The organism is Actinomadura rugatobispora (genome assembly GCF_055379765.1).
The window spans coordinates 5446730-5472664 of record NZ_AP029191.1; the positions used below are offsets into that span (position 1 = coordinate 5446730).

At 72.7% G+C, this 25935-nt stretch carries 19 protein-coding genes; 10 read left to right on the top strand and 9 right to left on the bottom strand.

The window, feature by feature from the left end; translation table 11 throughout:
* Window positions 1-392 precede the first annotated feature (392 nt).
* The 4 genes from ACZ466_RS24240 to ACZ466_RS24255 all read left to right on the top strand — a co-directional run bounded on the left by ACZ466_RS24240 (window position 393) and on the right by ACZ466_RS24255 (window position 5940).
* Window positions 393-1265 (top strand): helix-turn-helix domain-containing protein, encoded by an 873-nt coding sequence (locus ACZ466_RS24240; RefSeq protein ID WP_378284010.1) that lies wholly within the window; start codon window positions 393-395, stop codon window positions 1263-1265.
* 263 nt (window positions 1266-1528) lie between these two features.
* Entirely contained in the window at window positions 1529-1750 is a 222-nt protein-coding gene (locus ACZ466_RS24245) for a DUF397 domain-containing protein (RefSeq protein WP_378284011.1), read from the top strand.
* A gap of 754 nt (window positions 1751-2504) precedes the next feature.
* Window positions 2505-5381, top strand: coding sequence for an FAD-binding and (Fe-S)-binding domain-containing protein (locus tag ACZ466_RS24250; protein WP_378284012.1), 2877 nt, complete (start codon window positions 2505-2507; stop codon window positions 5379-5381).
* Window positions 5382-5415: 34 nt separating this feature from the next.
* Complete coding sequence (locus ACZ466_RS24255) at window positions 5416-5940, top strand: hypothetical protein (RefSeq protein WP_378284013.1); 525 nt, start codon at window positions 5416-5418, stop codon at window positions 5938-5940.
* Here ACZ466_RS24255 and ACZ466_RS24260 read toward each other — a convergent pair.
* The 3 genes from ACZ466_RS24260 to ACZ466_RS24270 are packed head-to-tail and all read right to left on the bottom strand — an operon-like array spanning window position 5906 to window position 10011.
* The gene (locus ACZ466_RS24260) at window positions 5906-6775 is read right to left on the bottom strand and encodes an alpha/beta fold hydrolase (protein WP_378284014.1); all 870 of its coding nucleotides are present in this window, start codon (window positions 6773-6775) and stop codon (window positions 5906-5908) included. The genes ACZ466_RS24255 and ACZ466_RS24260 overlap by 35 nt on opposite strands.
* 60 nt (window positions 6776-6835) lie before the next feature.
* Entirely contained in the window at window positions 6836-8158 is a 1323-nt protein-coding gene (locus tag ACZ466_RS24265; protein WP_378284015.1) for an ABC transporter substrate-binding protein, read from the bottom strand.
* A gap of 17 nt (window positions 8159-8175) precedes the next feature.
* On the bottom strand, window positions 8176-10011 hold the full coding sequence (locus tag ACZ466_RS24270; protein ID WP_464043949.1) for a substrate-binding domain-containing protein: 1836 nt from the start codon (window positions 10009-10011) through the stop codon (window positions 8176-8178).
* 735 nt (window positions 10012-10746) lie between these two features.
* Here ACZ466_RS24270 and ACZ466_RS24275 point away from each other — a divergent pair.
* On the top strand, window positions 10747-11124 hold the full coding sequence (locus tag ACZ466_RS24275) for an Mth938-like domain-containing protein (protein WP_378284017.1): 378 nt from the start codon (window positions 10747-10749) through the stop codon (window positions 11122-11124).
* 25 nt (window positions 11125-11149) lie between these two features.
* Here the strand turns inward: ACZ466_RS24275 and ACZ466_RS24280 are convergent, their stop codons facing one another.
* Window positions 11150-12352, bottom strand: coding sequence for a metal-dependent hydrolase family protein (locus ACZ466_RS24280; protein WP_378284019.1), 1203 nt, complete (start codon window positions 12350-12352; stop codon window positions 11150-11152).
* 399 nt (window positions 12353-12751) lie between these two features.
* Between ACZ466_RS24280 and ACZ466_RS24285 the strand changes: the two genes are divergently transcribed.
* Entirely contained in the window at window positions 12752-15058 is a 2307-nt protein-coding gene (locus ACZ466_RS24285) for an alpha/beta hydrolase family protein (RefSeq protein WP_378284020.1), read from the top strand.
* Between the two features lie 93 nt (window positions 15059-15151).
* On the opposite strand, the gene ACZ466_RS24290 is transcribed toward ACZ466_RS24285, so the two are convergent.
* Both ACZ466_RS24290 and ACZ466_RS24295 read right to left on the bottom strand, forming a co-directional pair.
* Window positions 15152-15889: an SDR family NAD(P)-dependent oxidoreductase gene (locus ACZ466_RS24290; RefSeq protein WP_378284021.1), complete on the bottom strand. Its 738-nt coding sequence runs from the start codon at window positions 15887-15889 to the stop codon at window positions 15152-15154.
* Window positions 15890-16051: 162 nt separating this feature from the next.
* Window positions 16052-18814 (bottom strand): ATP-binding protein, encoded by a 2763-nt coding sequence (locus ACZ466_RS24295; RefSeq protein WP_378284022.1) that lies wholly within the window; start codon window positions 18812-18814, stop codon window positions 16052-16054.
* A gap of 297 nt (window positions 18815-19111) precedes the next feature.
* Between ACZ466_RS24295 and ACZ466_RS24300 the strand changes: the two genes are divergently transcribed.
* Together ACZ466_RS24300 and ACZ466_RS24305 are read left to right on the top strand one after the other, a co-directional pair.
* On the top strand, window positions 19112-19588 hold the full coding sequence (locus ACZ466_RS24300) for a cysteine dioxygenase (RefSeq protein WP_378284023.1): 477 nt from the start codon (window positions 19112-19114) through the stop codon (window positions 19586-19588).
* Window positions 19585-19980, top strand: a complete 396-nt coding sequence (locus tag ACZ466_RS24305; protein ID WP_464043951.1) for a rhodanese-like domain-containing protein — start codon at window positions 19585-19587, stop codon at window positions 19978-19980. The genes ACZ466_RS24300 and ACZ466_RS24305 overlap by 4 nt, the downstream gene beginning before the upstream one ends.
* A 14-nt stretch (window positions 19981-19994) precedes the next feature.
* Here the strand turns inward: ACZ466_RS24305 and ACZ466_RS24310 are convergent, their stop codons facing one another.
* Window positions 19995-20501, bottom strand: coding sequence for a flavin reductase family protein (locus ACZ466_RS24310; RefSeq protein ID WP_378284024.1), 507 nt, complete (start codon window positions 20499-20501; stop codon window positions 19995-19997).
* Window positions 20502-21220: 719 nt separating this feature from the next.
* Here ACZ466_RS24310 and ACZ466_RS24315 point away from each other — a divergent pair.
* Window positions 21221-21580, top strand: a complete 360-nt coding sequence (locus ACZ466_RS24315) for a hypothetical protein (RefSeq protein WP_378284025.1) — start codon at window positions 21221-21223, stop codon at window positions 21578-21580.
* Window positions 21581-22298: 718 nt separating this feature from the next.
* On the opposite strand, the gene ACZ466_RS24320 is transcribed toward ACZ466_RS24315, so the two are convergent.
* Window positions 22299-22484: a hypothetical protein gene (locus ACZ466_RS24320; protein WP_378284026.1), complete on the bottom strand. Its 186-nt coding sequence runs from the start codon at window positions 22482-22484 to the stop codon at window positions 22299-22301.
* Window positions 22485-22890: 406 nt separating this feature from the next.
* On the opposite strand from ACZ466_RS24320, the gene ACZ466_RS24325 reads away from it, so the two are divergent.
* Entirely contained in the window at window positions 22891-24051 is a 1161-nt protein-coding gene (locus tag ACZ466_RS24325; RefSeq protein WP_378284027.1) for an SEL1-like repeat protein, read from the top strand.
* Between the two features lie 467 nt (window positions 24052-24518).
* Here ACZ466_RS24325 and ACZ466_RS24330 read toward each other — a convergent pair whose 3' ends face one another.
* The gene (locus ACZ466_RS24330; protein ID WP_378284028.1) at window positions 24519-25898 is read right to left on the bottom strand and encodes an LVIVD repeat-containing protein; all 1380 of its coding nucleotides are present in this window, start codon (window positions 25896-25898) and stop codon (window positions 24519-24521) included.
* Between the last annotated feature and the right edge of the window lie 37 nt (window positions 25899-25935).

The following is a 25935-nucleotide window of genomic DNA, read 5'->3' on the forward strand; positions in this document are numbered from 1 at the left end:
ATTTTTTTGTGCGTGTGTGACGAATTTCGGCGCTGTCATCTGCCTCCCGATCCGAGGGGGCGTCATCGGGTTGAGCACGCCGGGGCGCCGGCGCCGCCACTACCGAGAGTGCAAGATCTTCTTTACCATACCACGCACCGGGCTCGGTCCCATTGTGACCCCTGCTACGCTGCTACATAGCACGCTACAACATAGACTCGCGACATGCAGCATCCGGCAAGGTCGATTTGCAACTTTCACCCGTACTTATCGGCCTGATCACCTGGAACCGCGGGTGTTCAGGTCGATCAACGTCCACGGAAGGTGACGGGGCGGCAGGGATCGGCCTGGCGGGTTCCGGGATGCCAGGTAGCAGGCGAGTTGATGGCACCGACTACATAGAGTGAGCGAAGATGGCTAGTGATCAAGGGCCCATCGTCCAGAGCGCCCTGCTGCGCGGCGAACTCGTCCGGCTCCGAAAAGAGAAGGGGATGACGCAGGAGCAGGTGGCACGCGCCCTGGAGTGGTCGCCGTCCAAGCTCATCCGCGTGGAGGGCGGGAAGAACGCCATCACCCGTACCGATCTCCAAGCTCTCCTGCTCACCTACGACGTGACCTCGGAGAGCAAACAGGAGCGGATGCAGGAACTCGCCCGCGGCGCGCGCGAGAGCGCGTGGTGGAGCACCTACAAGGGGGAGGTCAGCGACGATTTCCTGAACTTCGTGGGATACGCGGCCGGAGCCTCCTACATCCGGCACTTCCACAACTCCATCGTCCCCGGCCTCCTCCAGACCCGCGAGTACGCCGAGGTCTTCAGCACCGGCCTGGTCAGCCAGATCATCCGTGCCCGCAACGTGCGCATGCGCATACAGCGCCAAGAGGAGCTGGCCAAGCGGGAGGTCCCGCCGAAGCAGCACTACATCCTCGACGAGGCCGTCATCCGGCGGCATGTCGGGATCAAGACCGATCCGGCGATCATGCCGCGGCAGCTGACCCGCATCGCCGACGAGGCCGAGCAGAAGGACGACATGACCGTGCGGGTGATCCCGTTCAGCGCGGGCGCCCACCTGGGCGTGTACGGGCCGTTCACCGTCCTGGAGTTCGAAGGGGGGCTCGGCGACGTCCTCTACATGGAGGGCATGACCGGCCCCAGCTCGCTGATCACCGGCGACGACCAGCGCGTCGCCGACTACCGCGACAACTTCGAGGTCCTCCTGGACGAGGCGCTGTCGCCTGAGAAGTCGGTCCAGCTGCTGCGCGAGACCGCCGAGGAGATGATGACCTGAACCCCGCCGGGCTTCCACCGCTGTCGATCATCACCGGAGGTGACAGCCTCGACCGGCACCCACAAGGCGAGCGGGCCTCATAACGCGTGAGCTGATCTTGTGTTCCCGGTGTATGCGGGATAACTAGAACCGTTTACACTCATGAGCGGGAAATTTTCCACAAGGTCGTGGTTTGTTATGCCCTGCTCGGCTCTGGTCCGGCGGGTGTCCTTGCCCGATCGACGGCGAGACAGACCCCGCCGGCAACGGATGGAGGGTGCTGGATGGTTGACCGGTCGATTCGGGGGAGCGCGCTGAACTGGCGCAAAAGCAGCGCGAGCGGAGAGAACGAGGATTCGCCGGAGTGCGTCGAGGTCGCGACGACCGGACGATCGGTGCTGGTTCGGGACTCGCACGCTCCCGCGGCCGGGGCGCTCGAGTTCGATTCCGCGCAGTGGCGGGGACTGCTGGGGCGGATCGCCAACGGGGAACTGGAGTGCCGTTGAGTCTGCAGACTCAACGCGCGGCGCAAGGTCATGCGTGAATGACCACAGGGCTCTCGCGCCCGGAGCAGACGGGTTTTCCCCTGTTCATTCCGGGCCGGTCCCCGGGCGAATCCCGGCGGTGGGCGCGCCGCCGGGAGGAGCAGGGGGCCGGGCCCGTCGTTTGCGTGCTTTCGTCGCACCCGGACGTCTCCTTCGAGGCGTTCGGTGCGCAATGGAATGCGCATCGTGATGCCCGCGCCTTCGCCGTGCGAAGCCGCCCGGCAAAGGGGCCGCGGGCCCTCTCGGTGCGCCTCGATTCTTCCTGCCGCGGCTGTGTCGGCCCGGCATCCACTCTGGTAGCCGCGCCCTTGGGGCGTGCGAGACGGATTCGCGTCCCCGGCGCGCCAAGCGGAACTACCTGCCGCCCTACTCGTCCGCGGAAATGCCCGCCCCCTTTCAACAGAACGGGGATGGGCCGACGCCCCGGAAGCCGTTCTAAATCGCCCTTGGGCGACGTGCTCACCAGACCCGCACGATGCGGATCGCCTGAACGCCCCGAGCCGTGAGTCTGGGCCGCGCAGGTCACTGTGACGTCCGCGAGCCGGACGCTCTGAGCAGCGGGGGTCGCGGGGTGCGTCGGTTGCGAGCGGGTTCGATGGGGTGGTCAAGGGCGGTTGCGGGGTCGTCGGGGGCGGTTGCGGGACGGGGTGGTGGCGGGTGGCTCTAGCCTGGTCGTAACCGAGAGCGGGAACGACCTGGTGGGAGGGCGACCGTCGTGGGAGAAGGCCGGCCGATCGGAGTGGGCGCGGGTGATCCGGACGCGACCGGGAGACGGCTGTCGGCCGCGCTGCCCGGGGTGTTCCGCACCGACCTGATGACCCGTACCGCCTACTCCTCGGACGCCTCCGTCTACCGGCAGGTGCCGGTGGCGGTGGCCGAGGCGCGCTCGGCGGACGATCTCGCCCGGATCCTGGAGCTGGCCGCCGCCGAGGGCCTGCCGATCACCGCCCGCGGCGGCGGCACGTCGATCGCCGGGAACGCGGTCGGGCCGGGGATCGTGATCGACACCTCGCGGCGCTTCAACCGGATCCTGTCCATCGACCCCGAGTCCCGCACGGCCGTGGTCGAGCCCGGGGTGGTCCTGGACGATCTTCGCGCGGCGGCGGGCCGGTACGGGCTGACGTTCGGCCCGGACCCCTCCAGCCATTCGCGCTGCACGCTCGGCGGCATGATCGGCAACAACGCCTGCGGTTCGCACAGCGTGGCCTGGGGGATCACCGCGGCCAACGTGACGGCTCTGGAGATGCTGCTGCCGGACGGCCGCGAGCTGTCGGCGGGCCGCGGCGGCAGCGGGGACGCCCGCGTCGACGCCGAGCTGACCCGGCTGCGGGACGCGCATCTGGGGTCGCTGCGCACGGAGCTGGGGCGGTTCAGCCGCCAGGTCGCCGGTTACGGGCTGCATCACCTGCTGCCCGAGAACGGGTTCGACGTGGCCAAGGCGCTGGTCGGCAGCGAGGGGACGTGCGGGCTGGTCACGCGGGCGACGGTACGGCTCGTGCCGGTGCCGAAGGTGCGCGCGCTCGCGGTGATCGGGTTCCCGGACGTCTTCACCGCCGCGGAGCTGGCCCCGTTCGCGGCGCGTGCCGGTGCCCTGACGGTGGAGGGCATGGCGGCCGACCTGCTCACCGCGCTGCGGGCGCAGCCGGGCCGCGCCGATGCCGGGGCGGACCTGCCGCCGGGCGGGGGTTGGCTGTACTGCGAGGTCGGCGGCGACTCGGCCGACGAGGCGCAGGAGGCGGCGCACGGGCTCGTCGAGGCGGTGCGGGGGCGTTTCCCCGGCGCGACGGCCGTGGTCGTGGACGAGCCCGCGCGGATGAGGGCGCTGTGGTGGATCCGTGAGGCCGGGTCGGGGATCGTCACGCGGCTGCCCGAGGGTGGGGAGGCGTGGCCCGGGTGGGAGGACTCGGCCGTACCGCCGGAGCGTCTCGCCGAGTACCTGCGCGGCCTGTACGCGCTGATGCGCGACCACGGCCTGAGAGGGGTCCCCTACGGCCACTTCGGTGAGGGCTGCCTGCACCTGCGCCTGGACTTCGGCCTGGGCGACCCGCGTGGTGTGGCCGGGTTCCGGGAGTTCATGAAGGCGGCCACGGAACTGGTCGTCTCTCACGGTGGAACGGTCTCGGGCGAGCACGGGGACGGCCGGGCCCGTTCGGAGCTGCTGCGCTACATGTACTCGGCGGAGCTTCTGGACGCGTTCAGGGCTTTCAAGGCCATCTTCGACCCGTCGCGCATGCTCAACCCCGGTGTCATCGTCGATCCGGTCCCGATGGACGCCGATCTCAGGCCCGGTCCTGGACGCGACACCCTTTCCGTCACTCCGGTGCACGCTCTCAGCCGGGACAACGGGTCGTTCGCTGCCGCGGTCCACCGTTGCGTGGGCGTGGGGGCGTGCCGCAACCTCGATACAGGGTCGATGTGCCCGTCGTTCAAGGTGACCCGGGACGAGGTGCATTCGACGCGCGGCAGGGCCCGTGCTCTGGCCGAGATGCTGCGCGGTGAGTCGTTGCAGGACGGCTGGCGTTCCACCGAGGTAAGGGACGCCCTGGACCTGTGCCTGTCGTGCAAGGCATGTGCCAGCGACTGCCCGGTGAACGTGGACATGGCCACGTACAAGGCCGAGTTCCTGCACCGCCACTACGCCGGACGCGTGCGTCCCCTGGCGCACTACTCGATGGGCTGGCTGCCCCTGTGGTCGCGTCTGGTGACGGGGGCTCCGGGCCTGGCGCGTTCGGCGAACGCGGCGCTGCGCCTGCGTCCCGTGGCCGCCGCCGCGAAGCGCATGGCGGGCGTGGAGCCGCGCCGCGACATGATCCGGTTCGCCGAGGAGCCCTTGAAGGACTGGTTCCGCAAGAGGCGCAGCGGACGCGACGCCTCCGCCGCGCGTCAGGGCAAGGTCGTGTTGTGGCCGGACACCTTCACCAACTTCCACCAGCCCGAGGTCGGCAAGGCCGCGGTGGAGGTGCTGGAGGCGCTCGGGTACGAGGTGCTGATGCCTCCGGGGCGGGTGTGCTGCGGGCTGACCTGGCATTCGACCGGGCAACTGCGCGTGACGCAGCGCGTCCTGCGGCAGACCCTCGACATCCTGGAGCCCGCGCTCGAAGCCGGACTTCCCGTGGTCGGGCTGGAGCCGTCCTGCACGGTGATGCTGCGGGACGAGGCGACCGAGCTGCTTCCCGACGATCCGCGTGCGAAGCGACTGGCCGCCCGCACCGTGACGCTGGCCGAACTGGTCGCCTCCCACGAGGGCGAGTGGCCGTTCCGGCGGCTGGACGCCGACGCGGTCGCGCAGGTGCACTGCCACCAGGAGGCGAAGGGCTCCTACGGCCCGGATCGCGCCGTCCTGGAGCGCCTCGGCATCGACCCGGACGTCATCGGGGCGGGCTGCTGCGGCCTGGCCGGGAACTTCGGGTTCGAGCCGGGCCACTGGGACGTCTCCCAGGCGTGCGCGGAACGGGAGCTGTACCCGAAGGTGCGCGAGGCGGACGACGACGACCTGATCCTGGCCGACGGCTTCTCCTGCCGCACGCAGATCGCCCAGGGCACCGGCGACAGGGCCCTGCACCTGGCCGAGGTGCTACGCCGGGCGCTCTAGGCGCATTGTCGGAGGGCGTTGGTACGGTCGCGCCATGTCATCGTTCAGCGGATGGGCCGTCGTCGACCTGAAGGACGGGCGGGATCCCGGTGAGTTCGTCCGCGCGCTCGCGGCGGCCCACGATGCGGCGCTCGACGTCGTCGTCGAGGGGGCCAGGGTCTTCGTCTTCGCCGACTTCGGCGTGACGCTGTCGTCGGCGGTGGAGAAGCTGCTGCCCGAGTGGGGCGCGCGGGCGATCGCGGCCTCCGACTTCGACGAGCACGGCGTGACCAACGAGGTCCTCGGCCCGGACGGCGCGGCCGTGCACACCGCCTCGATCGACGAGGAGGGCGGCGGCCTCCCGGAGGACGACACGCCGGAGAGCCGCCGGGCCGCGGCCGCGCTGTTCGGCGTGGAGCCGTCCGCCCTCGACAGGGTGTCGGCGACCTGGAGCGAGGGAGGCGCTCAGCCGTGCGTGCTGGGCGTTCCCTATCTGACCTGGTGGACGGCCCTGGGCGTGCCCTGGCCGCAGCCGTTCGAGTCCATCACGGTCGAACCGGAGAAGGCGTCCGGCTCCTAGGCCGGTCGGCCTCGGCCCACAGGGCGCTGAGGGCCTCGTTGACCAGGGCGGGCTGGTCGACCTGCGGGTAGAAGCCGGGGACGCGCAGGTGCTCGGCGCCGATCTCCTCCGCGATGACCCCGGCCGCGGCCATCAGCGGCTCGCCCGCGTACCTGCGGTAGAGCTCCGGGGCGTCCTCCCAGGTCCCGGTGATGATCAGTGTGGGCCACGGGGCGGTGGCGAGCGGCTCCAGCGGGACGTCGGCGTCCCAGCAGGGGCGCTCGCGCATGGAGGTGCGGGCGGCGCGGAGCCGTTCGGGGGTCATCTCCGGCATCGGGAGCCCGAGGCCCTCGGTGGACGCGCGGACGAACTCCTCCGGCGCCATGCCGGGCGGGGCGCCGTCCGCGTCCCCGGCGGCGCGGGCGGCGCGGGCGCGTTCGAGCATCTCCGCGACGACCGGGTGGCGTTCGGCCGGGCGCATCGCGCCGGGCTGGATCAGCGCCAGCGAGCGGACCAGGCCGGGGCGGCGCGCGGCGGCGAGCATCGCGGCCACGCCCCCGTAGGAGTGGCCGACCAGGTGGGCGCCGCCGTGCCGCTCCAGGAGGCCGGTGATGTCGTCGGCGTCGGCCTCGTAGTCGCTGCGTCCGGTGGCGGTGCCGGGGCTGGCGCCGAAGCCGCGCCGGTCCATCATGAGCAGCCGCCGGTTCCCGGCCAGCGGGCGCTGCGCGCCGAAGCCGTACCGGTCGTCGGTGCCCCAGCTCAGGACGCCGTGCACGAACAGCGCCGGCGGGACGGCGCGCCCGTGTCCGGCGGCGGTGTCGTCCCAGGTGGTGACGTGAACGTGGACCTCGGTCATGGCCGTCCCCTCTCCTTGAACACTGTTTGATTATCCTAAACGATGTTCAAGTGATGGGGGTCAGCGGCCGTCGGCGGCCCGGTAGAGGTCGGTGGTGAGGCCGCCGAGGCCGTCCCGGAGGCCGGAGGGGCGCAGCAGCACGTCGTGCAGGCGCGCCTGGAAGAGGCTGGAGATCTGGTTGTAGTACGGGCTGGCCCCGCGGTTGCGCGCGCCCTCGACGCTCGCCCGGATGATCGGCAGGTGGGACCGCCGCACCGCGGGGTCCTCGTACAGCGCCTTGCGGGCGGGCGCGAATCCGGCTCCCGCGAAGAGCCTCCGCTCGCTCGCCTCGCTGGACAGATAGCGCATGAACCGCAGCGCCGTGGCCCGCCGCCCGGAGCACTGCGAGAGCGCGAGGTTCCAGCCTCCGAGCGCGGACGGCGTCGGCAGCCGGGCCACCCCGACCTTGCCCGCGACCGGGGAGTCGCCCGCGTTCAGAAGCTCGTGGGCGTACGTCCAGTTCCGCATGAACAGGGCGCGGCCGTCCTGGAACGCGCTGCGGGCGCCCTCCTCGTTGAAGCTCAGCGCGTCACGCGGGATCCACCCCTCCTGGACGCCCTGGACCAGCCGGCCGAACCCCTTCCCGATGACCTCCGGCCTGGCGTGCATCTCGCCGTCGGCCCCGATCACCGTGCCGCCGGTGTCCCAGACCGACTCCAGGGTGTTGACCGTGAACCCCTCGTACCGGTCGAGCTGGGTGATGAACCCCTGGAGCTTGTGCCGGGGCGCGACCGTCCTGGCCTGCCGCCGGAGCTCCTCCCAGGTCGTGGGCGGTGCCAGGCCCTCGGCGTCGAGCACGTCCTTGCGGTAGTAGAGGAGGCCGACGTCGGTGCGCAGCGGGACGCCCCACAGCTTGCCCCCGTGGCGCGCGCTGCCCAGGGGCTCGCTCAGGAACGCCCTGCGGTCGATGGCGTTCTCGTCCAACGGGACGATGTAGTTCCAGCGGGCGAACTCGGCCGTCCAGGTGACATCGAGCGCCACCACGTCGTAGCAGGACGGATCGGTCTCCGTCTCGCCGCCGTCCTGGCCGCGCCCGCTCGCCGTCGCCCGCACCGCCGCGGCGTCCTGGGCGCGGGTGACCAGTTGGGCGCGGTGCTCGTCGGACCGCTCGGCGAGCTCCACCATCTCGACGTGCTCCCGGGGATGGGCCTGGTTCCACTGGGCGACCAGCCGCTTGATCTGGGCGCCGCGGCTGCTGTCGCGGCCGTCGGCGAACACGATCGGGCCCGTGCCGTCCAGGTCGGGTTCGTCGCCCATCGTGCACGCGCCGAGCGCGGCCACGGTCAGCAACGCCACCACCGCGGCACGCGAGCGCCCCGCGGGGTCGGGTTCGAGGATCTTCACAGCCGGCGCCTCCTCGGTCAGGGCGGGGTGCCCCACAGGCCGGCGGCGATGCCGTCCAGGGCCCGCCGCATCGCGGTCATTCCGTCGATCTCGTAGCAGGCGCCGCCCGCGGCCTGCGTGACCCGGTCCAGCCCCGCCGCGCAGCTCTCCGGGTGGAACGCGACCACGTACACCCGGACCGGGTCGCCGGAGGAGAGCTCCTCGGCGAGCGCGGCGGCCTCGGCGGCACCGGGGCCGGAGCCGGCACCGTGCGCCAGCATGATCACCGCGCGGGTCGTCTCGTCCGGGTCGGCGTCGTCCTTCCGCATCTCCCGCACCGCGGCGCGGACGGCGGGCAGCAGGCCGGGGGCGCGCCCGGTCGAGGCCAGGTCCCCCAGCCGGCCGGTGAGGTGCTCGATCCGCTCCGGATCCGGCGGCCCCACCGCGACCAGCGAGCGGTGGTCGCCGTCGCCGTCGCCGATCCCGTCGGCGAACTCCCACAGGCCGATCTGGTCGCGGACGCCCATCAGCGGCCGGGCCAGCCCGATCGCGTCGGCCGCCGCGGACACCCGGTCGCCCCCGATGTGCGGGAACGGCGCCGCCATCGAGCGCGACACGTCCACCGCGAACAGCACCCGCGCGGACTTGCGCGCCTTGTTCCACGCGTCCAGGAGCGGCTCGTCGTGCACCTTCTCCGTGAGGTCGAGGCCGGGCAGCAGCGACGGGATCGCGTCCTGCCGCGCCGTGGTGGTGCCCGAGGCGTCGCGGTAGCCGGCGTCCTTCAGCCGCGCCTGCGCGTCGGGCTGCCGCAGCCGCCGGTGGAAGGCGTCGATGACCCGCTGCCGGGCCGCGGCGGGCGGCTGCGCCCGCGTGATCGTGACGAACGGGTGGTCGAACAGCGGCATGCCGTTCCCGGCGTAGAACGGCCGCAGCTCCGGTTGCGCCGACGGCCCGCCGGGGCCGCAGCCGCCACTGCCCAGTGGCGCGTTCCCGCGGTAGTCGATGAGCGACTTCTCCGACACCAGCAGCGCGGTGCGGCGCAGCTCGCCGTCCGGCGGCGACTCGCGCATCGCGCACAGCAGCTTGCCCGGATCGTCGTCCTCCCGCGCGATCGCCTGCTCGACGGTGTGCAGGCGGCTCGCCGCGTCCCCCCTGGTCAGCGCGCTCTCGTTGAGGATGGACGTGCCGAGCGCGGCCTGGTACAGCGCCACCGTGGCGACCAGGCCGACGCTGGACGCGCGCGGGCTCGCACGGCCGAAGGAGTAACCCCGGCCGGGCCAGCCGAGCACGTCGTCCCAGGCGACGGTGTGCCCGGAGAGGCCGAGGTCGTCGGCCATCGCGGCCGGGACGGCCAGCACGAGCCGGGACGTGGCGACCGGCTCCCTGGCCTCCAGGCGCACGGTGCCGATCCGGTTCCGGCGCAGCGCCTCCCGGACCTGCTCCACCTCGAGCGAGGAGTCGGGCAGCCACACGTCCGCCTCGTCCAGGACCTCCTTCGGGTCGCGGGTCAGCCAGCCCTGGTGGAGCGCCTCCCGGGCGCCGCCCGGGTACGAGGCGGACACCACGTTCACATCGGCCCGGCGGCAGCCGTCCGGACCGCGCGTGTCGCGCTCGAACTCCAGCGCCAGCCCCCGGACGATCGCCTCCTTCTCGGTGGAGACCCGCACCTTGACCTGCACGGGCGGCGCGGCGCAGGCCGCCACCGGGGCCTCGCCAGGCGCCGCCGTCAGCGGCACGGCCAGCACCGCCAGCGCCACCGCGGCCCGGACCGGACGGGGCGGCACCGGGAGCCGCCAGGGCCCCTCGGCGGGCGGCGCCGACCGGGGGAACAGCCGCACGTACGCCTCGGGCGCCCCCGCGCCGCGCACCGTCACCACGGTCAGGCTATATTGCCCGAATTGGTGCTTCGGATTCTGGTTGATGACGTTCTTATAGAACCAGTCCGACGCGATGACGCCCAGGTAGGAGCCGGATCCGGCGAAACTCGTCTTGAACTCCGGGGCGTCCAGGAGCCGCGCGGTGTAATCCATCGCATTTCCGCTGACACCCTCGGGATCGAAGTGCACTTCGCCCGCGTGCAGCGCCACCCGCAACCGGATCACCGCGCCTTCCGGAGCGTCGCGGTTGTAGTCCTCCAGCGCGCTTTCCAGCGCGGGAAGAGCGGCCACCAGCCGGTTCTTCGGGACGGACGGCGGCACGAGGCAGAACAGCCCGTCCCCGCGGTCCTCCCGGTGGCGGCCGAAACGGTTGCCATAGATGTACCAAGGCAGCCTGGCACGCCGGAACGCCCTGCGCAGCGCGCGGTACATGCCCGCGCGGGCGTTGTGGCGGTCGAGGTCGGTACGGCTCAGGGCGCTGGAGCCGGCGATGTCGACCCAGAAGATGGCGCGGTGCCGCGGTTCCGTCATGGTGGGGCGGGGAGGGCTCGAAGGGGCGGGCAAATGCACGGATATGCGACGCCCAGGGGGCGGCCCGGGGGTTCGCGGGCCATTGACGCGGAGTGGGCGTCCACGTCAACATAACTTGTTTTCGCCAATGGCACCTCATGAAAATGGGGTGGCGGCGCGCGTTCGGAAGGCGCGCGGGGTGCCGCGGCCGAGGGGACGGACATGGACGAGGATGTGAAGTCGCCGGTCATCACGCATCTGTCGTGGGGGCGCATGGAAATCGAGGGCCTCGGCACCGGCAAGGATTTCAAGCTCTGGCCGGGCGGCGGGCGGCCGTGGGACTGGGACGAGACCGGCACCCGGCACGTCCCCGGCATCCAGGCCGCCGACGTGCGGGAACTGATCGACAAGGGCAGCACGGTCGTCGTGCTCAGCCGGGGCATGGAACTGCGGCTCCAGACCACGGGCGAGGCGCTGCGCGCACTGGAGGCGGCGGGCGTCGCGGTACACGTGGAGGAGACGGGCGCGGCCGTCGAGCTCTACAACCGGCTGGCGCGCGACGGCGACGCGGTCGGCGGCGTCTTCCACTCCACCTGCTGACCGCGCTCCGCGCTCCGGCGGCGGGTCAGGCGTTCTGCTCTACGGGGACGCCTGACTGGACGACCTGGCGCGGGCCGTCCACGTCCCACAGCACCTCGGGCGTCTCCAGCGGGTTCCCGGGGACGATCAGCAGGTCGGCGCGGGCGCCGATCTCGATCCGGCCCAGGTCGGCGCGGTTGATGAGGCTGGCGTTCACCGAGGTCGCCGAGCGCAGGCAGGCCAGTGCCCCGGCGGCCTCGGTCTGCAGGCGCAGCCCGCTGAGCTGGTCGTCCTCCAGGTCGCCCATGAGGTCGGTGCCGAAGCCGACCGGGACGCCGGCCCGGTGGGCGAGCTCGACGGCGTGCTGCCCCGCGTGCAGGACCTCCTGGTTCTTGCCGCGGCCGACGGCCGACAGGCCCACCTCGTCCGCGCGCCGGTTCATCGCGTCGTAGGTGGCCAGGGTCGGCACGAGGTAGGCGTTGTACTGGGCCATCAGCTCGGCGGTGGGCTCGTCCAGCAGGTTGCCGTGCTCGATGGAGCGCACCCCGTTGACCAGCGAGTGCCGGATCGACTCGGGCGAGTAGGAGTGCGCGGCCACGTAGCCGCCGCGGCGGGCGGCCTCGCCGGTCACCGCCTGGATCTCCTCGGGCGAGTACTGCGGCTGCCGGATCGGGTCGGTCGGCGACACCACGCCGCCGGAGGTCATGATCTTGATGGCGTGGGCGCCGCGGCGGAACCGTTCCCGCACCGCGACGCGCAGCGGGTCCACCCCGTCCACGACCTCGTTCATGTGCTGCGCGCACAGGCAGATCTCCAGGTCGGCGGGGCGGCCGTCGCCGTGCCCGCCGGTCTGGCTGAGGGCCGGGCCGGTGTACAGGTAGCGCGGCGCGGCGATCAGCCCGGTGGCGATGGCCTTGGCGAGCCCGGGGTCGCCGCCCGCCACGTCCCGGACGGTGGTGAAGCCGCGGCGCAGCGCCCGGCCCAGCCGCCGCGCCCCGGCCAGCGCGAGGTAGCTGAGCGGGGCGCCGTCGAACTCCAGGCTGTTCAGCGAGATGCCGTAGGCGTGGAAGTGCGCGTCGATCAGTCCGGGCAGGACGGTGCGGCCGCGCGCCTCGATGACCCGCTCCGCCCGGGTCACCCGGTCGCCGATCTCGGTGATCACGCCGTCGTGGACGTGCAGCGACCCCTCCCGCAGTTCCGCCGACCAGCCGTCGAAGATCAGGGCGTCGGTGATGGTCAGGGCGGTCATGCGGTGCCTCCTCGGCGGCGGGGGACGTCCGGCCCGTGCGAGCGCGGCCGGTTCGGGGCGGAAGGCGGCCGGTTCCGGGCGGCGCCGTGCCGTCCCGTCATGGCCGCGGCCCGTCACGGAGGATACGTCCCCGCACGGGGTGTGACCTGGCGCGGCGCTTCTCTCGATGGCCGGCCTCGAACGGCCGCGGCCCTGCTGATCGTTTACAGGCGTGCAACAGGCGCGTAACCCGTGGGGCCGGTGGGCGCGGTGTGATTCCCGGCGTAATCATACAAAAGCCCAGGTCCAGGACGTACTACACGTATCCGGACTTCTGGGCAGGCGCTCGGAGGCGACATGGGACGGGGCATCCGCGGCCGAACCTCGGGAATCGCGGCCTTGGCGGTCATATCCACGCTCTTGGCCACCGGTCCGGCGGCGCACGCCGCCCCGGCACAGGCTCCGGACTGGACGGTCGAGCAGGTCGCGGGCGGCGGCCACCGCATCACCCTGCGGCTGGACGACCCGCTCCCGGTCCGCGACGCCGTCCCCGAACTGGCCGTGGACGGCAGGTCGCTCGGCCCCGCGCAGGAGTCCGCGGACGGCAGGACGCTCACCCTCACCACCGGCGACCCGCGCGCCGCCGCGCCGCGGTCCGTCCAGGTGGCCTGGAACGGCGAGGTCCCCGGCACGACCCCGAGGTCGGCGGCCAAGGCCGTCCCGGCGCCGCAGCCGCCCACCGGCCGGAACGTTCCAGTAGACCCGGGGACGCGCGGCCCCTACGAGATCGAGCGCACCACCTACGACCTCGGCGACACCGCCATCGAGCTCGCCGGGCTCGGCGGGCGCAAGGCGGAGATCCGCGCCGAGGCGTACCTGCCGAAGACCTCGGGGAAGCGGCCGCTCGTCCTGTTCCTGCACGGGCGCCACTCCGCCTGCTTCAACCCCACCACCTGGACCACGTCCAACTCCCAGTGGCCCTGCCCCACCGGGCAGCAGCCCATCGACAGCTTCAAGGGGTACGACGGGCCCGCCGAGGCGCTGGCCAGCCACGGCTACGCGGTCGTGTCCGTCAGCGCCAACGGCGTGAACGCCGCCGACAACCCCTACAGCGAGGACCGCGGCGCCCTCGCCCGCGGCGAGGTCGTGATGCGCCACCTCGACCTCCTCGCCGCCGCCGCGCGCGGCCAGGGCCCGCTGCCCGTCGCGCTCAAGAACCGCATCGACATGGACGACATCGGCCTGATGGGCCACTCGCGCGGCGGCGAGGGCGTGGTCAAGGCCGCGCTGATGAACGACGGCCGCGACCGCCCCTACGGGATCCGGGCGGTGCTGCCGCTCGCACCCACCGACTTCGCCCGCGCAACGCTGCCCAACACGCCGATGGCGGTGATCCTGCCGTACTGCGACGGCGACGTCTCCAACCAGCAGGGCCAGCACTTCTACGACGACACCCGCTACGCCGACGCCAAGGACACCGCGTTCAGGTCGTCGCTGATGATGATGGGCGTCAACCACAACTTCTTCAACACCGAGTGGACCCCGGGCGTCGCCCACGCGCCCGCCAATGACGACTGGTTCAACAACGCCGACCCGGTGTGCGGGAACACGGCGCCGTCCCGGCTGAGCGCCGCCGAGCAGTACGCCACCGGAACCGCGTACATCGCCGGGTTCTTCCGGCTCGTCCAGGGCGGGGAGAGCAAGCTGCTGCCGCTGTTCGACGGGAGCGGCGGAACGGCCGCCTCGGCGGGCCGCACCGTCGTGCACGCCGTCGCCCAGTCGCCCGTCCGCGACCGGGTCGACGTGGCCACCTTCACCTCGCTGCCCCCGTCCGTCCGGATCGAGGGCGCGGCGACCGGGGCCGTCTGCGCGGGCATGCTGGACCGTTCACCGCAGAGCGGGCTCCCGTCGTGCGCCACCACCCTCACCACCTCGCAGGCCCCGTCGTGGACCCCGGCCACCTACGCGCCCAACGTCCCCTCGACCCCGGTGCTGCGCTTCTCCTGGACGGACGAGACCGGCCAGGTCAGGGCCACCGTCCCGGCCGGGTCCAAGAACCTGGGCCGCTACGACGCGCTGACCTTCCGCACCGCCCTGGACGAGACCGCCCCGTCCGCCGACCTGGCCGTCACCGTGACCGACACCAAGGGCGGGTCCCAGACGGTCCGGGTGTCGGAGGTCGGCGACGCGCTCACCCGCTTCCCGGGCACGGCCTCGCCGCTGCCGAAGACCTGGCTGCGCACGGTGCGGATCCCGACGTCGTCCCTGACCGGCGTGAACCTGCGCTCGGTACGGGACGTCCGGATCTCCGGCGCGGGCGGGCCGGGCGCCGTCTACCTGGCCGACCTGGCCTTCTCCGACGCCGAGGCGGGACGCGCGGACCTGGCGGAGCTGCCGCACGTCTCGGTGGAGAGCCGCACCGTCGCCGAGGGCGACGGGCCCGGCACGGCCGCGGTGACGGTGCGGCTGTCGCGCCGCGCCAAGGAGGCGGTGACCGTCCACCTCCAGTCGATCGCGTCCGGGGCCGCGCCGGTGATCGGGCAGGTCGCCGCCGAGGTGGTCGTCCCGGCCGGGGCGTCGTCCGCGACGTTCACGGTCCCGTTGCAGGGGAACACGACGGTGGCGCCGGCCGCGCAGTCGTACCAGATCGTGGCCTCGTCTCCGGAGGGCGCCCTGATCGGCAGCGGTTTCGCCCGGCTGACCGTGACCGACGACGACGTGGCCTGACCGTCCGAGTGCCCGGGGCCCGGCCGCGACGATCCGCGGCCGGGCCCCGCACGCTTCCGGCAGCGGGCGTGCGCGGCAAGGAACGCTGGAGGGTCAGTCGACGAGGGCGCCGCAGGAGATGTTGACCTGGGTGGAGGTCAGGCTCCGGGACTTGTCGGAGGCCAGGAAGACCGCGACGTCGCCGACGTCCTGCAGCGTCGCGGTGCGCTTGAGCAGAGTGTGGTCCACCATCTGCTGCTTGATCTCGTCCGGCATGGCGGGGTCCGGGATCCCGCCGGTGCGCATCGACAGCACCCGGACCTGGTGCGGCCCCAGCTCGCACGCCCACTGCCGCCGCATCGCCTCGACCATGTCGCAGCCGATCTGGACGGTGCCCATCCCCGGCGCGGAGTTGGTGGCGTCGGAGCCGCCGAAGTGCAGGATCACCCCGGAGCCCTGCTTGACCATGTGCCGGGCCGCGGCCTGCGTCGTCAGCAGGAACGAGCGGGCGACCTTCTCCATCGCCCGGCCGAACTCGGCGACCGGCATCTCGATCATCGGCGTGAAGAGGGCGTCCTGGGAGATCAGATTGACCGAGATGTCGATGCTGCCGGCGATCCCCGCGATCGAGTCGACCCAGGTGTTGACGGCGGACTCGTCCAGGGCGTCCACGACGGCGGTCTCGGCCAGCCCGCCCGCGTCCCGGATGTCGGCGGCGACGGCGTCGAGCTTCTCGGCCGTGCGCCCGGCCAGGAAGACCCGCGCCCCCTCGGCGGCGAAGGCCCGTGCCATCGCGCCGCCGATGCCGCCTCCGCCGCCGTAGATCACCGCGGTCTTGTTCTCCAGAAGCATGTCGATCTCCGTTCGTCGTCGTTGGCACGACGCTACGCGCGGCCTGGACGGGCCCGCATCGGACGACCGACGGGTCCAGGAAAAGCACAGGTCAGAGGCGGTTTCGCGGGGAATCCGCGCAGGTCGGCGGGCGGGGGCGCGCACGGATGACCGATACGGCGGTCACAGCCGCAACCGGCCCAGCTCCATGCGCCGCGTGACACCGATCTTCGGGAACGCCTTGTAGAGGTGGTGGCCGACCGTGCGCGGACTGAGGTAGAGCTGCGCGCCGATCTCGCGGTTGCTGTAACCGGCCGCGGCGAGCCGGACGACCTGGAGCTCCTGCGGGGTGAGGCGCTTGAGGAGGTCCGCGTCCTGCGCCCGTGCGACCGGGCGGTCGCCGAGCACCTCAAGCTCGGCCCCGGCCCGCTCGGCCCACCGCTCGGCGCCGAGACGGGCGAACGTGTCCCGCGCCCGGGTCAGCTGCTCGCGCGCCTCCGTCCTGCGCCGCCGCCGCCGCAGCCACTCCCCGTACAGCAGGCCGGTGCGGGCCGCGTCGCACCCGCGGTCGCCGCCGGCCTGCTCATGGAGTTCCAGCGCGGCGCGGTAGTGCCCGCCGGGCTCGTCGCCCTCGGCGAGCAGGGCGCGGCAGCGCAGCGCCAGGGCGGCGGCGGTCGGCCCGTCCGCGTGGCCCGCCCACTCCAGGAACGCGGGCAGGTACGTCCGGGCCCGGTCGCTCGCCCGGCCCGCCGCCCGTACCGCGGCCTCCACCTGGTCCGGGACGGCCCGGACCAGCAGATCGTGCCGGGCCGGACCCGAGCACACCGCCCCCAGGCGTTCCAGCGCCGCCTCCGCCCGCCCCTCGGCGAGATCGAGCAGGCCCAGGCCCCAGGACGCGAGCGCGGCGTTGACCGGGTGGAGATCGGCGTGCTCCAGGACCTCGCCCGCCAGGGACCGGCACCGGCACGCGTCCCCGGTCACCGCCTCCAGCCGGGCCGCGATGCCCTTCAGCACGGTGACCTGCATGTCCATGCCGATGTCGGTGGCCAGCGACACGCCCTCGGCCAGCGCCGCCTCCGCCCCGCGGAAGTCGCCGCGCAGCAGCCGCGCGATCGCCAGCGGCTCCAGCGCGTACGGGAGCCAGCCGAGCGCCCCCTCCGCCCGCGCGTCGGCGGCCGCCGCCTCCAGCACCTCCGCCGCGGCCTCGTCGTCGGCCACCAGCAGCCCCATCAACACGGCGATCAGCCGTTGCACCAGGTCGTCCACGGTCCCGGCGCGCGCGGCCTCCACCAGCGCCCGCATCGGCGGGACCACCTCGCCCGCCGCGCCCTCGGCGAACCGCCCGTAGGCGACCAGCCCATCCACGACCGGGACGAGGGCCGAGCCGGGCGGCAGCACCACCGACGCGAGCCGGTCGACGCCGCGTCCCAGGAGGTCGCGCGCGCACGCGTCCCGGGCGCACCACATCGCCTCGGTCAGCATCGACACCGCCCGTTCCGGGTCGGACGAGGCGATCAGCTCGGCGCCCTCCAGCGCCAGCGCGGCGTCCGCCGCCGGCGAGGTCCGCTCGTACTCCACCTGGGCGCGGACATAGAGGGCCTCGGCCGCGACGGCCGGCTCGCGGGTGAGGGACGCGGCCTCGGCGGCCAGCCGCGTCGCCCGGTCCGGCTGCCCGGCGTCGTAGGCGGCCCGCGCCGCGCTGGCGATCCGGCGGGCCCGGCCCTCCCGGTCGACGCTGAGCCGGGCGGCGCGCTCGTACGCGGCGGCGACCGCGGCCGACCCGCCCCGTTGCCCGGCCCGCCGCGCGGCCCGCTCCAGCTCCGCCGCCACCGCCTCGTCGGGACCGGCGGCCGCCGCGGCCAGGTGCCAGGCCCGCCGGTCGGCGTGCGCGGGCCCGGTCAGCGTGGCGGCGAGCGCGTCGTGGACGGCGATCCGCTGGTGGTGCGCGGCGTCCTGGTAGGTGACGGCGCGGATCAGCGGATGCCGGAACCGCACCTCCTCCCCGGACGCGCCGAGCACCACCAGCCGGGCCTCCTCGGCCGGTCCGAGGTCGGCCGCCGCCAGCCCCAGCACGCTCGCGGCGCGCAGCACGACGCCCAGATCGGCGGTGCCGTCGGCCGCCACGACCAGGAGCAGCAGCCGGGTCGCCGGCGGCATCTCCTTGAGCTGCAGCCGGAACGCCTCCTGGACCCGGCCGCCGACCCGCAGCGGCCCCACCCGGCCGGCCGCGTCGGTCCGGCCGGCGGCCTCCTCGGCGGCGAGCACGGCGGCCAGCTCGATGAGGGCCAGCGGGTTGCCGCCCGCCTCGTCCAGGAGCCGCTCGCGGGCCGGGACGGTCAGCCGCGTCCCGGCGTCGTGCGCGTCCAGCAGCTCGGCCGCGGCGGGACGGTCGAGGCCGCCGAGCGGGAGCGCCTCGATGCCCGGGACGGGGAACGGCCGCGCGCCGTCCCGGACCGCGAAGATCATCACGAGGGGGTCGGCGGCGCCGAGCCTGCGGGCGGCGAAGAACAGCGCGTCGGCCGAGGCCCGGTCCAGCCACTGCGCGTCGTCCACCAGGCACAGCAGCGGCCGCTCCCCGGCCAGCTCGGACAGCAGCGTGAGGGTGGCGGCGCCGATCAGGAACCGGTCGTGCACCGGAGCCTCCGCCAGGCCGAACGCCGACCGCAGCGCGGCGGCCTGCTGCGCCGGCAGCGTGCCGAAGCGGTCGGCGAACGGGTGCAGCATCATGTGCAGGCCGCCGAACGGCAGCTCGGTCTCGGACTCGATCCCCATCCCGCGCACGACCCGCACGCCCTCGCCGGCTCCGCCCGCGGCGGCGTGGTCCAGCAGGCTCGTCTTGCCCATGCCCGCCTCGCCGCGGATCACCAGCGCGCCGCCGCGCCCCGCGCGGACGTCCGCGAGCGCGAGCGCGATGCGCTCCAGCTCACGGCCGCGCCCCACCAGCACGCGGCCAGGTTAGCAACCGCGGCCCGGCCCGAACGGAGCAGTCATGACATGTCCTGACTTTGTCAGGGATGACCTAAAAGGGGAGGTCAGTGGACCCGGTGGACCGATCTTCTAGCCAACAATCCAGATTGACTAACTAGGGAATAGGTGCGATCCTGGCGGTCATGCGGCCGTGCCTTCCTCTCTGGTCACGCCTGCACGTCGACTTCCGGCGGCAGGCCAGCGATCTGTGTCGCCGCGCCCGTCCCTAGACCCACGACGAGGCGCACGAACGACGAAGGCAAGGAACCCGAACCGATGACGCTGAGCACACCCGCGTCCGCCCTGGCCGTCCCCGCCGAGAAGGCGACCGACCTGGCCACGACCGCGAGCGCGCTGGCCGCCGCTCCCGACGACTGGCTGCTCCGGGTCCGGCTGAGCCCGCACGGACGCTGGTACGAGCGGCTGCACAACGACGGCGAGACCGAGATCTGGCTGATCAGCTGGCTGCCCGGCCAGACCACCGGGCTGCACGACCACGGCGGCTCGCGCGGCGCGTTCGCGGTCGCGCTGGGCGCCCTGGAGGAGCACGACCTCGGCGGCAGCCGCCAGGTCACCATGGGGCAGACCCGGGCGTTCGGGGCCGAGTACATTCACGAGGTGCGCAACACCTCCACCGCCCCGGCGGTCAGCGTCCACGTGTACTCGCCGCCGCTGAGCACGATGAACCGCTACGAGCTCGACGGCTCCGGCGAGCTGGTCCGGCTCGTCGAGGAGAAGGCCGAGCAGTGGTGACCGGACGCCCGGCCGGGGCGCGCTCCATCGACGAGATGCTCGCCGGCGCGCGCTCCCGGCTGGAACGCCTGGACCCCGGCCGGGCCCATGCCGAGTCGCTCGACGGCGCGCTGCTGGTCGACATCCGCCCCGCGGCGCAGCGGGCCGCGGAAGGAGAGATCCCCGGCGCGCTCGTCATCGAGCGCAACGTGCTGGAATGGCGCTTCGACCCCGCGTCCGAGGCGCGCATCCCCGAGGCCACCGGCTACGACGTGCGCGTCATCGTCTTCTGCTCGGAGGGCTACACCTCCAGCCTCGCCGCGGCCTCCCTGCACGACCTGGGGCTGACCCGTGCGACCGACCTCGCGGGCGGCTTCAAGGCCTGGCAGGCCGCCGGCCTCCCCACAGGCTGACCGCCCCGGGCGCTTCATCCGTGCGGCAGGAACCGCCCGAACCGTCCGCGGTGGTAGAGGAGCGGGCGGCCGGGCGCGACCAGTTCCGTGCCGGTCACCAGGCCCACGACGAGGAAGTGGTCGCCGATCTCCAGGGTGGTGTGCGGCAGGCACAGCACGTGTGCGCAGACGTCGTCCAGGAGCGGCGTGCCGTGCTCGTCCAGGCGCCAGGCGGTGGGCTCGGCGAACCGGTCGACGCCCTTGCGGGCGAAGCGCGCCGCCAGTTCCGCCTGGTCGCCCCCCAGGATGTTGACGCCGAAGCGCTCGGCGTTGCGGAGGGACGCCCAGGTGGTCGAGGAACGGTCCACATAGAACGAGACCAGCGGCGGGTCCAGGCTGACCGAGGAGAACGAGGTCGCCGTCAGCCCCACCGGCTCGCCCTCGGACGATCCGGTGATGATGACGACCCCGGCCGCGTGCAGGGCCAGCGCCTGGCGGTAACGCGCGGGGTCGACCGCCTGGCTCGGCAGGATCTCGGTCACAGTGATGTCCCTCCGTACGGGCAGGTGGGATGGCGGGCGCGACATGGGGGCCGGGGCTGAGCAGTCGAACACGCCCACATAGATGCAAACACGACATCCCATCTAAGTCAATATTGCCTACCAGTTAACTAGGAAATAGTGTCCGTCCTCACTCCTCCGACCAGCGGCTCGGCGTCAGGGGGCGGTGCGGAGCCGGCGGGTGAGGTGGTGGGCCGCCGTGTGGGTCAGGGCCGGCGCGGCGCCCGCCAGGGCGAGGCTCTGGACCGCGTCGGACGCAGCAGCCCGGCCCGGTGGAGCCGGCGGCGCGCCCACGGCATGGACGGGACGACCGCCAACGGCGTCGCGACCGACCCGTGCGCGGCAGGGTTGAGGACCTGTGGACAGCCGTTGGCGGTCAAGGACGATCTTGCGGTGTTGCCCCTGGCCGGCTGGAGGTCTGTGACGTCCTACCTCCCTCCGGGTTCTCGGCGGGGCGTTCGGTGCTTGGTCGACGGTTCGGCGGCGGGCGTCGTGTGCCGCGCAGCCCCTAGGTGACAGATACCTGGCATGTCAGACCAGGTCAGATGCCATTTGATGGCTTTCCGTATCCGTTTGATTACGCTGGTTGTGGCGGCTGGGTGAAGCCGAGGGGCCGTGGCCGGCCGCCGATCACCACGGCCTTCCCCCGGTGCCGGCGCGCCGTCCCCCGACGGCACCCGCACCGGACCGAGAGGAGCACGATGTCCGTCTTCCAGACCGGCCAGATCCCCCACGGGTTCGCCTTCACCGAGAACGGCGCCCTCATCCACTACAAGTACGCCATCGTCCTGGCCATCCCCCAGGCCAACCAGGGCAACTGGCTGGGCGACGGCTACGTCAGCTTCGGCAGCGACTTCGGCGACGTGCGACTCAGGATGGCCGTCCACAACGGCACCAGCTGGACCAGCGTCAAGACCATCACCGTCACCAGCAGCGGCCTGCGCGTCGGCGAGCAGCTACCCGCCGGGTCGCAGAAGGTCAGCGTCGGCCGCGCGAAGGCCGGCCCCAACGACACCGCAGACGACATCCCCGCGAGCTGGCTGCTGGAATACCAGACCTGACCTCCGGCCCCGATAGCTCGACTTGTCGCGGGTTCGCATCCGGTGCGGGGTTCTCGCACCGAATGCGAACCCGCGGTCGTTCAGGGCGAGGTTCTTCAGGGAGGCCGCCCCCAAGGACAGGGGCCAGATGGAACAGATCAGCTGTCCGGTCCCCTCAACCGAATCTCCCCAGGTCAACGCTCCGCAGGCGATTCTCGCGCCGGTTCGGCCCCGAGCGCCCGCGGCGGCCTGCCGCCGAAACCCGGGCCACGGAGCGGAATGGAAGCCTGCGCAGTCCGTGGCAGAGGGTCACGGCCCTTTGAGTAGGGCGAACCCCTCAAATCCATCTCAGCGCCAACGGCTGTCTCAACTCCGCACCCGCGCACGATGGTGGCCTGGGCCGGATGCGCCACGCCGTGCAAACCGGCCTGGTAGGCGGGCGAGCGCCCGCCGGTGCGGTGCCCCCGTCGGCGGCCGCCGACGGGCACCAGGACGCCCATCCCCGCCGCCGCGACCGCGAACCGGACGCCGCCGATCGACTCCAACTGCCGCCAGAGCCGTTCCGGCACGAGAGCATGCGCCCAGCGCGGCAGCATGGCAGCCTCCTCGGCGTCGTGCAGCGCCCAGGCGGCCGGCGGTCCCAGGAGCGTGCCCGCGCCGACGCGCTCGCGGCTCGGTTCCGCCATGAGGACGCGGTCTGCCGGACGGGCCGCCCGCCTCCGCGAGCGGCCCGGTGCCGTCAGGGGGAGCGGTCCAGGGTGGGCGCGGTCTCCCAGGCCGGATCGCTCCAGAACTCCATCAGTTCCTCCGCGGTGAGCTCCTCGACCGGCACCTGCGGCAGTTGCCGGCCGGTGTGCAAGGACCAGGTCGCCACCAGCAGGAAGGCCAAGTACTCGTCGTCGCTGTGCGGGAGGTTCATCGCCACCTGACCTCTGTAGGTGTCCTCGGCCTCGGCTCGGGAGCATGCCGCCGGCCCGCCACGTCCCAGTACGCCACATCCGTGGCGGTCAGTGGGCGCGGAATCCATGTATCGGATCGGAGTGGAACAAGATGGTACGTCCGGACCTGGCTCCCCCATAAAAACGGACGTAATTCAACAATCACCCCTAATGTGGAAAACTCCGAGACGAATTCGGTTTCGATGGTAGCCGGTCTCCGCAGTCCACTTCTATGTCGTTCTGCCGCGTTCTGATCCGGGGTCATCGGGTCGTGATCGACGATGTGGAACGATTCGGAAGGCCGTGTCGATACCGTGCGGGTCATCGGTTTGACACCATTCACTCCGTGCAGGCGAGCGGTCGCCCGGTGCTGATGATCGGTCAGGTGCGTCGATGATCCATAACCCTCCCGACGAGCTCGATGAGTTCGTCCAGGACCTCATCGAGCTGCGCGAGGCGTGCGGTTCACCGAGCCTGCGCGACCTGGCGTCGTTCTCCCGGAAGGCGCAGGCCCGGCACGCGAACGAGCTGGCGGGGCTGCAGGAGCTGTCGGCCACCGCGATCAGCGACGTCCTGGCCCGCCGCCGCAAACGCCCGCCCGCGTGGAGCTGGGTCGCCTCCTACGTCCTGGCCTGCCAGTCCTACGCGCGGGGCAGCGGGGCCTGGCCGGAGGACCCGGGCCTCGGCAGCCTGCCGGGCTGGCACCGGCGCTACCGCGCCGTCCGGGCGGCGACCCTGCCGCTGGCGGTCCTGGACGAGGCCTTGATCGGCGCATCGATGTCGGCCTTGATCGAAAGCCTCACCGCCGAATTGGATTCCGGTTCGGCAGAAGAAGATGTCGAGAGCCGACCGGAGACGGCTCATGATCTTCCGGGCCCGGAACCCGGCGAGGATTCTGCACGTGCAAAACCGACCGAGCGGTCGCCCAGCAGCCGAAGCGATCGCCGCGTCCAGCCGCCTCCCACCGCCGAAGCAAAGTGGCTCCCGCCCCGTGAAGAGAACAAACCCGAGGCCGTTGATGAGGCGAGACGCGGGCCGTATCTCGTGGACGACTGGACGGCCGGGGGCGCGCTGGAGTCCATGACCGGACGGCGCTACCGGGCGCTGTTCGGCGTCCACGGCCTCGACCTCCTCAACGCCGCCGAGGCGGGGGACATGGACGCCGCGTGCAGGCTCGGGCTGCTCCTGCTGTGCGAGCGGCGGACCGCCGAGGGCATCGCCTGGCTGGAGTCGGCCGCGGCGGCGGGTGACGTCGTGGCCGAGGTCTTCGTGCACGCCGACCCGGTCTGGCGCACCCGACTGGCGGCGCAGCTCGCCTACGAACTCACCCTGCCCGGGTACGGCGACGCGTGGCGCCGGGACGACGGCCGCCCGACCGGTGCGGAGACCTACTACCGCAGCGCCTCCCGTACCGGGCATCCCGGCGCCACGTACCACCTGGCCCTCATGTTCCGGGCCCGCGGCGACGACCTCACCGCGCTCCACCTCTTCAGCAGGGCCAGCCAGCTCGTAAAAGCCGCACAGACCCGCGCCAAACCCGAAGCGGACAACTAATCACCCCGCGGCCCGCTGGTCCGGCCCGTGGGTGGGCGGTTGGACGTGTGGGCAGCGGCCGGATCCGCGACCTGGAGATCACACAGGCGTCGCGATGGTCGGCCGCGCGGCCCGGGGCCGGATGTGCGGGCTGGCGACCCAGCGCTGGGCAGCGGTGGACGCGGCGCCGGATCTCCGGTGCGTGGGTAATCGGACGTGCGGCTGGTGGTCGGGCCCGTCGACCGGTGGCCGCCGCGCGGACGGGTGGTCGCACACGCGGGGGTTGCTGGCCCGGCGCTGGGCCGATCGTTGGACTCGCCGGATCCGGACGAGCGGCTGGTGGTCGGGCCCGGGCTCGGTGATCCGGCGCGTGGGGGCGGTCGGACGTCTGGTCCGATGAAGGGCCCGCAGGCCGGTGGGCCGCCGTGCGGGCGGGGGCGCACAGGCGGCCCGTGGTCGGACGTGGCGTCCGTGAGTTGGCGGGTGGGTTAGGGGCGGGGGCCGGTGTAGCGGGTGATCCATAGGCCCTGGTTCTTGTCGGAGATGTAGATGTAGCCGCGGCGGTCCACGACCACGTCTTCGGTTTGCAGGACCAGGTCGCCCTCGGGCATCGGGCCGTAGCGGCGGGTGGGTTCGGGTGGGATGAAGTAGCCGACCTCGCGGGGCAGCCGGACGTTCGACACGTCGTACACGCGCAGTCCCGCGTTGAAGTGGGCGATGTAGAAGAGGTTCCCCTGCCGTTGCACGTCCGGGTGGTGCTGGTGGTGGTTGATGTTGTGCGGGCCGCTCCAGCCGCCGCGAGTGGCGAAGTCGTCGTACGGGGCGTTCTCCGGGGGGACGGGCGACGGCAGCGTGGACAGCAGCCATGGCTCGGCGGGGTCGGAGATGTCGATGATCGAGGCGTGCGGGGCAGGGCCCGCGCCGTACGACACGTCCTCGGAGTTCGCGAAGGCGATGCCGCGCTCCGGGACGGGCAGCACGCCGTGCACGCCGAACCGGGAGTGGAACGGGGGGCTGAAGCTGAGCCCGCCCACGCGCTTGGGCCGCGACACGTCCGAGATGTCCAGCACGACCATGCCCGCGCCGCCGTACGGCAGGTAGACGTGGTCGCCGGCCGGGTAGGCGGGGCCGTGCAGCGACACGTCGCCCGCGTTGCCGCAGCAGAAGCCGTGCGAGTGCGGTTGCCGGGTCGTGGGTTCCTTGGCCTCGCCGTCGCGTTGGCCGGGGACCCACCAGCGGCCCGCCTCGCGTGGACGTGTCCGGTCGGAGATGTCCAGGATCATGTAGATGTTCCCGGTGAAGCCGGGGACGCCCGCGGCGAGGTGGACGTACCGGCCGCCCGGATAGAGGTTGCGGTGGGTGCCGGTGCCGCCGGTCCGGAAGTGGCTGAGTCGGCGCGGCCGTACGGGGTCCTCGATGTCCCAGATGTAGACGCCGTCCTCGAAGTCGGCGGACGGGTCGCCGCCGAAGTTGGGGAAGACGCTCTCCAGCGCGGTGACCATCGTGTTCCCCGACAGGTCGACCTGCAGCGTCCACGTGTCGGCGGGCCCGGGGACGAACGCGACCACCTCGGGGCGGCGCGGGTCGGTGACGTCGACGACGCTCCAGCCGCTGTCCCAGAAGTGCCCGGTGTAGAGGTACCAGCGGCCGCGGACCTGGCGGATCGCCATCTTGAACGCGGGCCGGTGGTCGAGGTCGCTGTACCCGACCGCCTCCATGTTGTGGGCGTACGCGCCGCGCGGTGGCCGGGGCGTGCGTCCTTCGGCGGCCTCGGCGGGTGTGAGCCCGGCCTGTGCCGCGCCGAGCGCGGCGGCTCCCGTCAGCGACGCGCGCAGCGCCTGCCGCCGCCCGAACTCCTTCGATGCCATGATCGCCTCCTCGGAATCTTGATCATCTAAGGAGCCG

Coding starts and splice junctions, on each gene's coding strand:
- ACZ466_RS24240 (WP_378284010.1), top strand. CDS start 393: ATGGCTAGTGATCAAGGGCCCATCGTCCAGAGCGCCCTGCTGCGCGGC.
- ACZ466_RS24245 (WP_378284011.1), top strand. CDS start 1,529: ATGGTTGACCGGTCGATTCGGGGGAGCGCGCTGAACTGGCGCAAAAGC.
- ACZ466_RS24255 (WP_378284013.1), top strand. CDS start 5,416: ATGTCATCGTTCAGCGGATGGGCCGTCGTCGACCTGAAGGACGGGCGG.
- ACZ466_RS24260 (WP_378284014.1), bottom strand. CDS start 6,775: ATGACCGAGGTCCACGTTCACGTCACCACCTGGGACGACACCGCCGCC.
- ACZ466_RS24275 (WP_378284017.1), top strand. CDS start 10,747: ATGGACGAGGATGTGAAGTCGCCGGTCATCACGCATCTGTCGTGGGGG.
- ACZ466_RS24280 (WP_378284019.1), bottom strand. CDS start 12,352: ATGACCGCCCTGACCATCACCGACGCCCTGATCTTCGACGGCTGGTCG.
- ACZ466_RS24290 (WP_378284021.1), bottom strand. CDS start 15,889: ATGCTTCTGGAGAACAAGACCGCGGTGATCTACGGCGGCGGAGGCGGC.
- ACZ466_RS24300 (WP_378284023.1), top strand. CDS start 19,112: ATGACGCTGAGCACACCCGCGTCCGCCCTGGCCGTCCCCGCCGAGAAG.
- ACZ466_RS24315 (WP_378284025.1), top strand. CDS start 21,221: ATGTCCGTCTTCCAGACCGGCCAGATCCCCCACGGGTTCGCCTTCACC.
- ACZ466_RS24325 (WP_378284027.1), top strand. CDS start 22,891: ATGATCCATAACCCTCCCGACGAGCTCGATGAGTTCGTCCAGGACCTC.
- ACZ466_RS24330 (WP_378284028.1), bottom strand. CDS start 25,898: ATGGCATCGAAGGAGTTCGGGCGGCGGCAGGCGCTGCGCGCGTCGCTG.